This is a genomic window from Anoxybacillus ayderensis (assembly GCF_000833605.1).
In the GTDB taxonomy this organism is placed as follows: Bacteria; Bacillota; Bacilli; order Bacillales; family Anoxybacillaceae; genus Anoxybacillus; species Anoxybacillus ayderensis.
The window spans coordinates 172,280-184,409 of the sequence record NZ_JXTG01000001.1 but is presented as its reverse complement, the minus strand read 5'-3'; the positions used below and the strand labels follow the sequence as shown (position 1 = coordinate 184,409).

General features: G+C 44.7%; 13 protein-coding genes. 1 reads left to right on the top strand and 12 read right to left on the bottom strand.

The annotated features are described in order from the left end of the window. The 7 genes from plsX to JV16_RS00915 all read right to left on the bottom strand — a co-directional run bounded on the left by plsX (window position 1) and on the right by JV16_RS00915 (window position 7,384). Entirely contained in the window at window positions 1–990 is a 990-nt protein-coding gene (gene plsX, locus JV16_RS00945) for a phosphate acyltransferase PlsX (RefSeq protein ID WP_042533844.1), read from the bottom strand. Further along, window positions 987–1,571, bottom strand: a complete 585-nt coding sequence (gene fapR / locus JV16_RS00940; RefSeq protein ID WP_042533842.1) for a transcription factor FapR — start codon at window positions 1,569–1,571, stop codon at window positions 987–989. The genes plsX and fapR overlap by 4 nt, the downstream gene beginning before the upstream one ends. Window positions 1,572–1,646: 75 nt before the next feature. Beyond that, window positions 1,647–3,704, bottom strand: coding sequence for an ATP-dependent DNA helicase RecG (gene recG / locus JV16_RS00935; RefSeq protein ID WP_216367376.1), 2,058 nt, complete (start codon window positions 3,702–3,704; stop codon window positions 1,647–1,649). Continuing rightward, window positions 3,688–4,575, bottom strand: a complete 888-nt coding sequence (sdaAA, locus tag JV16_RS00930; RefSeq protein ID WP_042533838.1) for an L-serine ammonia-lyase, iron-sulfur-dependent, subunit alpha — start codon at window positions 4,573–4,575, stop codon at window positions 3,688–3,690. Before sdaAA ends, recG begins: the two co-directional genes overlap by 17 nt. A 23-nt stretch (window positions 4,576–4,598) precedes the next feature. After that, a complete protein-coding gene (sdaAB, locus tag JV16_RS00925; RefSeq protein ID WP_042533836.1) occupies window positions 4,599–5,261 on the bottom strand; it encodes an L-serine ammonia-lyase, iron-sulfur-dependent subunit beta in 663 nt (220 codons plus the stop codon). 84 nt (window positions 5,262–5,345) lie between these two features. Then, the gene (locus JV16_RS00920) at window positions 5,346–7,004 is read right to left on the bottom strand and encodes a DAK2 domain-containing protein (protein WP_042533834.1); all 1,659 of its coding nucleotides are present in this window, start codon (window positions 7,002–7,004) and stop codon (window positions 5,346–5,348) included. Window positions 7,005–7,021: 17 nt separating this feature from the next. After that, complete coding sequence (locus JV16_RS00915; RefSeq protein ID WP_006323120.1) at window positions 7,022–7,384, bottom strand: Asp23/Gls24 family envelope stress response protein; 363 nt, start codon at window positions 7,382–7,384, stop codon at window positions 7,022–7,024. Between the two features lie 220 nt (window positions 7,385–7,604). Here JV16_RS00915 and rpmB point away from each other — a divergent pair, with 220 nt between their 5' ends. After that, the gene (gene rpmB, locus JV16_RS00910) at window positions 7,605–7,790 is read left to right on the top strand and encodes a 50S ribosomal protein L28 (RefSeq protein WP_003394988.1); all 186 of its coding nucleotides are present in this window, start codon (window positions 7,605–7,607) and stop codon (window positions 7,788–7,790) included. A 29-nt stretch (window positions 7,791–7,819) separates the two neighbouring features. On the opposite strand, the gene spoVM is transcribed toward rpmB, so the two are convergent. From spoVM to pknB, 5 genes are all read right to left on the bottom strand, one after another. After that, the gene (spoVM, locus tag JV16_RS00905; protein WP_003394991.1) at window positions 7,820–7,900 is read right to left on the bottom strand and encodes a stage V sporulation protein SpoVM; all 81 of its coding nucleotides are present in this window, start codon (window positions 7,898–7,900) and stop codon (window positions 7,820–7,822) included. 74 nt (window positions 7,901–7,974) lie between these two features. After that, on the bottom strand, window positions 7,975–8,613 hold the full coding sequence (locus JV16_RS00900) for a thiamine diphosphokinase (RefSeq protein ID WP_021094249.1): 639 nt from the start codon (window positions 8,611–8,613) through the stop codon (window positions 7,975–7,977). Window positions 8,614–8,645: 32 nt separating this feature from the next. Continuing rightward, window positions 8,646–9,302 carry a ribulose-phosphate 3-epimerase gene (gene rpe, locus JV16_RS00895; protein WP_042533830.1) on the bottom strand — a complete coding sequence of 219 codons (657 nt, stop codon included), beginning with the start codon at window positions 9,300–9,302 and terminating at the stop codon, window positions 8,646–8,648. Window positions 9,303–9,304: 2 nt separating this feature from the next. Next, on the bottom strand, window positions 9,305–10,186 hold the full coding sequence (rsgA, locus tag JV16_RS00890; RefSeq protein WP_021094251.1) for a ribosome small subunit-dependent GTPase A: 882 nt from the start codon (window positions 10,184–10,186) through the stop codon (window positions 9,305–9,307). Between the two features lie 12 nt (window positions 10,187–10,198). Continuing rightward, on the bottom strand, window positions 10,199–12,127 hold the full coding sequence (pknB, locus tag JV16_RS00885) for a Stk1 family PASTA domain-containing Ser/Thr kinase (protein WP_042533828.1): 1,929 nt from the start codon (window positions 12,125–12,127) through the stop codon (window positions 10,199–10,201). Between the last annotated feature and the right edge of the window lie 3 nt (window positions 12,128–12,130).

Sequence of the window (12,130 nt, the reverse complement as noted above, 5' to 3'; positions counted from 1 at the left end):
TTATTTTGTAATTTCCGCGATCGATTGTTTCACCGTTTGTACGACTTCGTTGGCGACCATATCACGCGCTTGGCGTACGGCATGAAAAATAGCGTGGGCGTCCGATGAACCGTGCGCTTTAATGACAGGTGCACGTAAACCGAACAGCGCTGCCCCACCGTATTCAGCGTAATCCATCTTTTTCTTCAATTGCATGAGCTGCGGCTTTAAAGCAAGCGCCGCTATTTTACTTACTACTCCGCTTGTCAGCGCCGATTTTAACATCGAAAAAACAGCGATCGCCGTTCCTTCGATTGTTTTTAACGCCACGTTGCCGGTAAATCCGTCAGTGACGACGACGTCAGCTACTCCTTCTAATAAATCGCGCGCTTCCACGTTGCCGATAAAGTTTAGCGGGGTCTCTTGGATCAGTTGAAACGCTTTTTTTGCTAATTCATTTCCTTTTTGATCTTCTGTTCCTACGTTTAATAAGCCGACGCGCGGGCGAGCAACACCGCGCACTTTTTCTGCATATGCTGCACCCATCAACGCATATTGCATTATATGTTCTGGGCGGGCATCAACGTTTGCGCCAACGTCTAACAACACAAATCCTTTTCCATCAATCGTTGGCAACGTCGGAGCTAAGGCAGGACGATCAATGCCGTCTATGCGGCCGACGATAAACAGCCCTGCTGCCATTAAAGCTCCTGTATTGCCTGCCGAAATGCACGCATGAGCGCGCCCTTCGCTCACTTCATTGGCCATTAATACCATGGACGCCTCTTTTTTACGGCGAACGGCACGAACGGGTTCATCTGTTGCTTCAATTACTTGTTCCGTATGAATGATCGATAGTCGTTCATCGTTTGTGATGTATGGGCGAATGAGCGTCTCATTCCCGACAAGCGTAATTTCAATATCGTGAAAATGCTCAATCGCCTTTTGTGCACCGATCACGACTTCTTTTGGTGCGTGATCGCCTCCCATGGCATCGATTGCGATTTTCATTTTTCTTCTCCATCCTTTTTGACAACATTTGAACGATACATGTGAAATTCTCCTTGAAAGACAAGCTCTTGACCAACGTAGCTATTCACTTCAACGACTGTGCGCCCATTTTCATTTAAGTTTGTTACTTTCGCTTTCGCGACGACCCGTTCTCCTTCTTTGACGGGACGCATAAAACGAATGTGTGCTTTTGCCGTTAAAGCTAATTCATCGTTAATGACCGCTACCGCAAGCGAATTGGCTTGTGCGAATAAATGATGTCCTCGCGCAATTTGATTTCGTTGAAATACATGTTCTTTTTTTACATCAAAAATTGAAATGGCACTTTCATCTAACTGTATATCAATGATTTCTCCGATCACTTCTTCAATAGGCAACGACTTTACTTCGTCAGCAAATGTGCGCTCAGCTACATGTTTAATGCGCTCGCGCAACTCCGGAATCGACAGTTCTAGGCGATCGAGGCGGATCGTTTGAATGCTGACTGAAAATTTTTCGGCAAGCTGTTCGTCTGTAATAAATGGATTTTCTTCGATCGTTGCTTGCAGTAATCGTTGCCGTTCTCGTTTATTTCTTCTCATTTTCGATCCACCATCCGAATTATTACTAGGTACTAATAGTAGTATATAACACCCAAGATGACATTTCAACCACTTTTAATCTAATTTTTCACCGCTTAAAATGCCTGATTGCTGTAAATGTTCACGAAGAAGAGCGTATTTTTCTTCCCGCCAAAAGGCAGGGGAATCGATGAGGCGGGCTGCATCTTGTCGTGCCACTTCTAAAATGCGATAGTCGTGGACGAGATCGCCGAGACGAAACTCAGGCATGCCGCTTTGTTTCGTGCCAAAAAAGTCGCCCGGCCCGCGCAGTTCTAAATCTTTTTCAGACAACACAAATCCGTCGTTCGTTTCCGTCATAATGCGCATGCGCTCTTTTCCCGTTTCCGACTTTGGATCGGCAACTAAAATACAATACGATTGAGCTTGTCCGCGCCCCACTCGCCCGCGCAACTGATGGAGCTGGGCAAGGCCGAATCGATCAGCATCGTAAATGACCATGACCGTCGCGTTCGGGACGTTTACCCCAACTTCCACAACAGTTGTAGATACTAAAATATGAATATCATTTACACTAAATGCACGCATCACTTCTTCTTTTTCTTCTGAAGATAAACGGCCGTGCATCAATCCGATGCGATACCGCCCTTTATAATAGTGCGTTAACATCGCATGAACGTCGATTGCGTTTTGAACATCAAGCTTTTCCGACTCTTCAATGAGCGGACAAATCACGTATGCTTGATGTCCTGCCTCAACTTGTTTGGCGATAAACTGAAAGACGCGCTCAAGCATGTCGTGCTTGACCCAATACGTTTCGATTTTTTTTCTTCCTTTCGGCATCTCATCAATGACGGAAACGTCCATTTCTCCAAACGCAGTAATCGCAAGAGTGCGCGGAATCGGTGTTGCCGTCATAAACAACACATCGGGCGATTGCCCTTTTTCACGTAAAATGCGCCGTTGTTCGACACCGAAACGATGTTGCTCGTCTGTAATGACTACTCCAAGCTGAGCAAAATTGACGTCATCTTGAATGAGCGCATGTGTCCCAACAACAACATGAACGTCTCCCGCTGCCAATTGTTCAAGTAACTGTTTTCGCCTTTTTCCTTTCACAGAACTCGTCAATAGCTCGACGCGAATGCCCATCGGTTCAAGGAGCGCACGGAGCGATTCGGCGTGCTGTTCGGCTAAAATTTCGGTCGGCACCATTAATGCCCCTTGATATCCGGAAACATATACTGCATACAATACAATAGCCGCAACGACGGTTTTTCCTGACCCGACATCACCTTGTAATAGCCGATTCATCCGATATGGCGACTTTAAATCTTGAACAATTTCACGGACAACCCGCTGTTGTGCGTTCGTGAGCGGAAATGGAAGCGACTGAATAAACGTTTGAAGCTGTTCATCTGAAAAGCGATGTGCAATGCCCGGTGACTGTTCACGGCGATATTTTTTTAACGCTTGCATTTTTAATTGAAAAAGTAAAAATTCTTCATAAACGAGCCGCCGTCGCGCTTGTTTCAGCTGCTCATGCGAAAGCGGCATATGAATCGCTCGTATCGCGTCACGTTTCGATACGAGCCGATATGTTTGCAACAATTCGCAAGGCAACGGGTCGACAATCGCATCGCCGTATTGTTGTAACGCGAGCGCTATAAAACGGCGCATCCCTTTCACCGTTAAGTCTCCTCGCGTCGAATAGACCGGTTCAATTTCCTTTTTTTGTTTTATTTCACCGATATGAAGCTGTTGCACCGTAATTGTTTGACGATGTTTATCCCACTTTCCTGTCATCGTCACCGTTTCGTGCAAAGCTAGTTTCTTTTTTAAATAAGGTTGGTTAAAGCAAATAGCCGTCACTAAAAAACGATCCACAAGCACACGAAACGTTAATCGCGACTTTTTGCGTTGATAATACGTAACGGTAGGCTCGCTGTACACTTTGCCGACAATCGTTATTTTTTCATCATGCTTTGCTTCTTCTAATGCACATATGCGATAATCTTCATAACGAAAAGGGAAGTGATACAACAGTTGTTCAATCGTATCAATTCCCATGTCATGAAGCGCTATGGCTGTTTCTTCTCCAATTCCTTTAATCGCTGTGACTGGTTGTGGTAATACGTCACTCACGTTTCTCATTCGGCTTACCGAAAATGCGCGCTTCTAATTTGCGCGCAGTCGGCGTGGCCGCTAACCCTCCTTGTGCTGTTTCTTTTAATGCAATCGGCATTGTTTGACCGATGCGAAACATCGCTTCAATGACCTCATCGCACGGAATGCGGCTTTGTATGCCAGCAAGCGCCATATCGGCAGCAATCATCGCATTGGCCGCTCCGATCGCGTTTCGTTTTACACACGGTACCTCAACTAAACCTGCGACCGGATCACAGACGAGTCCGAGCATATTTTTTAAAGCGATAGCCATCGCCTCCGCCGCTTGTCTCGGCGTGCCACCAGCCATCTCGACGAGCGCTGCTGCTGCCATGCCTGCCGCTGATCCAACTTCTGCTTGGCAACCGCCTGCCGCACCAGAAATGGAGGCATTGTTTGCGACTACAAACCCGAATGCGCCAGCTGTAAATAAAAATTCAACCATTTGTTCGCGCGTCGGTTGCAGTTTTTCTTTCACCGCAAATAATGTGCCTGGGACGACACCAGCTGATCCTGCTGTTGGTGTCGCGCAAATCATCCCCATCGCCGCGTTCACTTCGTTCGTTGCCATCGCCTTGCTGACGGCATCTAAAATCGTTTCCCCTGATAAAAATTGCCCACGCGCAATATATTGTTGTAAGCGTGTCGCATCGCCACCTGTTAACCCAGAATGAGAGCGAACGCCCGCTAATCCGCGCATAACGGCTTGTTCCATCACTTGTAAGTTTTTCTCCATTTGCGCCACAATATCCTCTCGGCTACGCTCGGTCACTTCCATTTCTTGACGAATCATCACTTCTGCAATTTTTATTTGTTCGCGTTCTGCTCGTTCCACAAGTTCTGCTACATTTCGAAACATCGTTGTCTCCCCTTTGCGCCGCTTTACTCCACAATTTTTGTTACGTCAATAATATGTGGCAACGTTTTTAATTGCTCCACAATCGCATCATCAATATTTTGATCTACTTCAATTGTCATAAGCGCTTGTTTTCCTTTTTCTTTCCGCGATACTTCCATATGGCCGATATTGATGGCGTATTTCGCTAATACGTTCGCAACGCCTGCAATCGCCCCGTAACGATCGTTATGCATAATTAAAAGTGCAGGGTGATGGCCAGAAAGCTTAAGCTCAAAGCCGTTCAGCTCGATGATTTCAATTTTTCCACCGCCAATAGAAATGCCGACAAGCTCGAGCTCCCCTTTTTCATCGCCGATGCGAATTTTTGCCGTATTTGGATGAGGCGGAATCGCTTCTTCTTCATGAAACGTAATGCGGATCCCTTCTTGTTTGGCGATGTGTAACGATGTTTTCATTCGTTCATCAAACGTATCAAAGTTTAATAACCCGCCGACGATGGCGACATCTGTTCCGTGTCCTTTGTACGTCTCAGCGAATGAACCGTAAAAGAAAATGTCCGCCCATGCTGGCTTTCTTCCGAATAAGTTGCGCGCGACTTTGCCAATGCGCACCGCCCCAGCTGTATGCGAACTCGACGGGCCAATCATAATCGGGCCAATGATGTCAAATACACTCCGATATTTCACGCTTTGTTCTCCCCCTTGTCATCTTCATGAAAAAGAAGGGGAACGTTCCCCTTCTTTATCGTATGTGAATTACAACAATACGCTTTATTCAATCGCAAAAATAAACGGATATAACGGTTGTCCGCCGTGATGTGTTTCTACTTCAACGTCCGGGAATTGCTTTTCAATCCATTGAACGACATGTGCGGTTTGTTCATCCGTCGCATCTTCACCAGAAAGAATGGTGACGATTTCATCTTCTTCGCTAATGATATGGGAAAGTAACGTTTCAATGACATGCATGAGCTCTTTGTGAGAGACAACAATTTTCCCGTCCGCAATGCCCATATAATCGTCTTTCGCAATTTCGACACCGTCAATATTTGTATCGCGAACAGCAAACGTCACTTGACCCGTTTTTACACGATGAAGCGCCTCTGTCATCGCTTGTTCGTTTTCTTCTTTTGTTGCGGAAGGATTAAATGAAAGCAACGCAGTCATTCCTTGTGGCACCGTTTTGGACGGAATGACGACAACATCACACGAAGCGACAGAAGCGGCTTGTTGAGCTGCTAAAATAATATTTTTATTATTTGGCAAAACAAATACCGTTTGGGCATTCACTTCTTCAATCGCCTTCACGATGTCTTCCGTGCTCGGATTCATCGTTTGTCCACCTTCAATGACCGCATGAGCGCCGATGCTTTTAAACAATTCAGCAATGCCATCCCCCATCGCTACCGTAACGATGCCGTATGGGAGACGTTCTTGCTTTTTCGGTTGCGGCATGTTTTCATGGACAATATTCGCATGCTGTTCGCGCATGTTTTCGATTTTAATGTTAATTAAACTTCCGTAACGTTGCGCATATGTGAGCACTTCTCCCGGCTGTTCTGCATGAATGTGCACTTTTACTAATTCATCGTCTGCGATGACAAGAAGTGAATCACCGAAGCGGCTTAAATCTTGGCGAAACGTTTCTTCTTGAAACGGATGTTTCGCTACTTTTTCTTGCTCAAATTTCACCATAAATTCTGTACAATATCCAAACTCAATGTCATCTGCGCTCAAATGACTTTGCACGTTGCGATGATGTTCAGTACGGACGAGTTGTTCCATCGACAACACTTCCGATTCCGCAATCGTTTCCCCTTTTAATGCCGCTAAAAATCCTTCGTATACAAACACAAGACCTTGTCCACCGCTATCCACAACACCTACTTCTTTTAATACAGGAAGTAAATCTGGCGTCCGCTTTAGCGATGCTTTCGCTTCTTTTAATACTTCCGTCATGACGACGATAATGTCTGTTTCTTTTTTCGCAACAGTAACAGCGCGTTTCGCCGCATCTTTGGCGACGGTTAAAATCGTTCCTTCAACGGGCTTCATCACGGCTTTATATGCCGTTTGTACGCCCGCTTCAAGCGCGGCAGCAAACTCTTTGCTATTAATTTCATTTTTTTGTTCAATCGCTTTCGCAAATCCGCGGAATAGTTGCGATAAAATAACGCCTGAGTTTCCGCGTGCTCCCATTAGTAGTCCTTTCGCTAATGCGCTCGCCACTTTTCCAATATGGTCAGATACGTGATTTTTCACTTCTTTCGCACCAGACGTCATCGACAAGTTCATGTTTGTCCCTGTATCCCCATCTGGCACAGGAAAGACGTTTAATGCGTCTACTGTTTTTGCATTGTTCGCTAAATGTGTCGCGCCTTGCAATATCATTTGTGCAAAGCGCTTTCCATCTAATGTTGTCACTCCCACAGACTTGTTCCTCCTCACTACGGATTCGTCACACGAACCCCTTGAACATAGATGTTGATTGACTGAACAGATAAACCTAACGTTTGATCTAACGTATACTTCACTTTCGTTTGTACGTTATGGGCCACTTCAGAAATTTTCGTACCGTAGCTAACGATGACGTATAAATCAATGTGCACTTCATCGTTCTCTTGACGGACAACAATTCCTTTGGCGAAATTTTCACGACGTAAAATTTCAGCAATGCCGTCTTTTAATTGATTTTTTGATGCCATGCCGACAATCCCATAACAATCGACTGCCGCTCCTCCAGCAATCGCTGCAATGACATCGTTACTAATTTCAACACGACCGTATTTCGTTTGTAATTCAATGGACATCGCTCAAGTCCCCTTTCTGATTAGGTAGCTAACGCCATTGTACTATACTCGGCTTATTTTTGAAAGCTTCTCCCCATAGTATATTTACCTGAAACAGAAAACAGATGTCAAGGTTATTTTCTTGAAAGAGTATGTCAGAAGTATTGCAATCCGTTTTTATGTATGATAAATTATAGTAGTGTTTTGAGCACGTAGTTTGGCAAGTGAGGAGGGAAACAAAATGGCAAAATGCTTTGTGACTGGTAAGAAAAAGTCTTTCGGAAACGCTCGTTCTCATGCAATGAATGCGAGCCGCCGCACATGGAAAGCAAACCTTCAAAAAGTTCGCATTTTAGTTGACGGAAAACCAAAGCGCGTTTGGGTTTCTGCTCGCGCATTAAAATCCGGAAAAGTAGAACGTGTGTAATAGAAAAAAGCACCAATCATTTGGTGCTTTTATCCTTTTTTAAATGAATTCAACATCGCCCGAACAATTCCACCTAAAAACTTCGGCAACTTAATCGTATAAAATTTCACGATCATTCCCTCCCCTACTGTGCACACTCTTCCACTAATATATTCATCTCCGCACAAATCGTACCTCGAAGCGTTTATTTTTCATCCTTGCTTCTTATCATCATTAATATGCCTTCAGCGAATGAAAAAGTACCAAAATGATGGATGAGTTCGTTGCTTACGCATAATGTTGATCCGAGCGGCACATCGCATGCATCGAGCGGATACTTAAATCCACGAAGCGTTAAGGCGCGAATTGGAGTCAAAGGAATAAATGAAATATACGTGTATTCATCTCGTTTTTCAACGATATGCTCCCCGTTGCGATATAGCGTCACAACATTTTGACGATCAATTAACTCAATTTGCCCATCTTTTCCTTTAAACAAAAGCTGAACGTTTCCGAATAAATGATCAAGTCGGCCGCCTGTCGCTCCAAACAAACGAATTTTTGTCGCTTGTTGTTCAAGCGCCCACTCAAGTGCAATGTCTGTATCGGTTTGATCTTTTTCCGCCGGCCATATATCGATATGCGGTAATTTCATTTTTAATTGTTGTAACTCTTGTTCGTTGATGGAATCAAAATCTCCGAACGCCCGTTTTGGCATAATGCCGGCATGAAGCAACGCGAGCACCCCTCGATCTACCCCTACCCAATATACGTCCTCCCCATCATACGCCTGTAAATGTGGCAAAAAGTTTGTCGGACCACCTGCAACAATATGAATAATCAACGGATGTCCCCCCTTTATAAAAGAAGGATGTGTCAAGATGACACACCCTCACGAATGGCGCGAATCGCTTGAGCGCGATCAGCTTGATTATAAATGGCTGATCCCGCCACGAGAACGTTCGCTCCGGCTTGTACACAAAGCTTTGCGGTTTCAGCGTGAATGCCACCGTCTACTTCAATTTCAACGGAAAGTCCTCGTTCGCGAACGAGTGTCGAAAACGCACGAATTTTTGGTAGCACAGCTGGGATAAACGATTGTCCGCCAAAGCCTGGATTGACCGTCATAAATAAAACTAAGTCGATATCTTCTATGATGTGTTCAATCATCGCTATCGGCGTATGTGGGTTTAGCGCCACCCCCGCTTTCACACCGTGTTCTTTTATTAAATGAATCGTGCGGTGTAAATGCGGGCAAGCTTCGACATGCACCGTCAAATAATCTGCCCCCGCTTTCGCAAACGTCGGAATATAACGATCTGGTTGTTCAATCATTAAGTGAACGTCAAGCGGGAGTGTCGTCACCGGACGAATCGCTTCCACGATTAGTGGGCCGATGGTAATGTTCGGAACGAAATGACCGTCCATCACATCGACATGAATGTAATCCGCTCCTCCCCGTTCTACGTCTACAATTTCTTCGCCAAGTTTGGCGAAATTTGCAGATAAAATCGATGGCGCAATTTTAATCATGTTCAATACCTCGGCTTTCGTTCTTTTATTTCCTCGATAAAGCTCACGTAATGTTCATAACGGTAAGAAGGAATGTCTCCCGATGCGAACGCCTCTTTCACCGCGCATTTCGGCTCCGCTGTATGCGTACAACCGCGGAATTTACAACCGCCGCTTCTAGCAACAAACTCAGGAAAACAAAGCGGCAATTGTTCGAGTTCGATTTCATCAAATTCTAGCGCACTAAAGCCCGGCGTATCTGCGACGAAACCGCCTCCGATTTCAATTAATTCAACATGTCTTGTCGTATGTTTTCCTCGTCCAAGATGGTGGGAAATATCGCCCGTTTTTAACTGTAAGTCCGGACGTAACGCATTTAATAAAGAAGACTTTCCGACACCTGACTGCCCTGCAAAGACGGACACGTTTCCTTCGAAGTAAGGGAGTAATGATTCAACCCCTGCCCGCGTTTTCGTCGACACTTCTAACACATCATATCCGATTTGACGATAATCGCGAATATATTGTTCGATGCGTGGTTTTGTTTCATCGTCTACTAAATCCATTTTACTCACAACAATAATTGGGCGAATGTGCTTTGCTTCAATTAAGACGAGAAATCGATCGAGCAATGCTGGGTTAAAATCTGGCTCTACCGCTGAAAACACTAAAATCGCTTGGTCGATATTTGCAATCGGCGGGCGAACAAGTTCATTTTTCCGCTCAAATACGTCTAATATATACCCTTCTCGTTCATTTTCCGCTTGAAAGGAAACGTAGTCGCCAACAAGCGGCGTCACTTTCCGCTTGCGAAACACCCCGCGACCACGACATTGATACACTCGACCGTCGCTTAACACGTAATAAAAACCGCTTAACGCTTTAATAATTTTTCCTTCCGCCATGCCTTCCCTCCTTTAAGGTGTTGTTGGATATGGCACGATGCCTTCACGCACCGTCGTGCCGTTGACGACGACGCGATAACGCCCTTGTTTTCCTTGTTGAATGACAAATTCTACACGCTCTTTCACATCACTTGTTAAACGATAACGTTTGTACGGTTGGGCAAACGAATAGTTTTCGTCTTCTATATATAATTCTGCCATGACTGGTTCGTTTACATCAACAGGCGGTTCGTACGGAATGCTAATTTCTTGGATGACTTTCTTTGTTAATACCGGTTCTTTTCCAAGGGAAATGACGACCGTCACAGTTGCTCCTTTTTCTAATTTTGCGTTCGCTTGTGGCGTTTGAGAAATGACGAGCCCTTTTTCGACCGTATCTGAATATTGCTGTTTGACGATGACGTACAGTTGTTGGTCTGAAGCATAATCGCGCACACTTTTTTCCGTGTATCCTGTTAAATCTTTTAAAACAATTTTTTCTGGTCCAAGGCTGACGGTAAAACGCACTTCTGTTTCTTCCGGTACAACTTTTTCGCCTGGAAGCGGGAATTGTTCGATAATCGTACCTGCTGGTTCGTCACTATACACTTGTTTTTTATCGATGAGTAAATAGTTTGCCGATCGCAATTGTCGCTCGACGTCATCGATTGGCTCGCCAACATAATTTTGAAACTCCACTTTTTTCTTCCCTATACTTTTATAAATCGTCACTGCCGTACCCGCTTTGACGACTTTTCCGGCTTGCGGATTCGTACGAATGACAAATCCTTCTGCGATGTCATCATGTTCTTCTTCGACCGTTTTTTCGATTTTTAATCCTAACGACGTTAATTCCGTCACCGCATCTGTATAATTTTTGTTTGTCACATCAGGTACCGTCACATCTTTTGGGAAAAATAAATCAGGAATCCATGTGACTGCGCTCACCCCAGCGCCGACGAGCAAGAAAAGAAATGTCGCCCATAAAATGAGCCATTTTTTTGAACGCTTTTCTTTTGGAGGAGGCACGTCCTCTTTCTTTTCTGACGGTGCAGAAGCGGTCGGCTTCACAATCGGGATAATTTTCGTTTCTTCGTCGTCATCTTCGGTCGGCAACGTAAATTTTTGTTCGTTTATGCGCTCAGGCAAAAGAGCGGTGCGAATATGTTTTTGCATATCTAATGCGCTATTGTAACGATGCAACGGATTTTTTGCTGTCGCTTTTAACACAATATTTTCTACGCTTTGAGGAATGTTCGGGTTCCATCGTCGCACAGACGGCGTCTCCGTTTGCAAATGTTTTAACACAATCGCTACGGCAGATTCACCAGAAAACGGCAATTGTCCCGTTAACAACTCAAACATGACGATACCGAGCGAATAAATATCCGATTTTTCTGTCGCCATTCCGCCTTTTGCTTGTTCAGGCGATAAATAATGAACAGATCCTAAAACAGAATTCGTTTGCGTAATCGTTGTCGAGCTTAACGCGACAGCTATACCGAAATCTGTAATTTTAATCGTTCCGTCTTCTGCGACTAAAATGTTTTGTGGCTTAATGTCGCGATGAATGACTCCGTTTTGATGAGCGTGAGCAATCGCTCCTGTTAATTCATCCATCATGCGCAACGCTTCTTGAACAGGAAGCGGGGCACGTTGTTGAATGTATTGTTTTAACGTGCAGCCACGCACATATTCCATGACCATGTAGTAAATGCCGTCGTCCTCTCCAACATCGTAAATCGTGACAATATTTTCATGGTTTAAACTTGTCGCGGCTTGTGCTTCACGTCGAAACCGTTTAATAAATAATTCATCGTTTACAAAATCTAAACGCAACACTTTTACAGCAACGTCGCGGTCTAAAATCATATCCCTAGCTAAGTAAACGTTTGCCATTCCGCCGCCGCCAATGAGCTGTAATATTTTATAGCGACCGTTTAATCGTTTGCCGATGAGCACGAG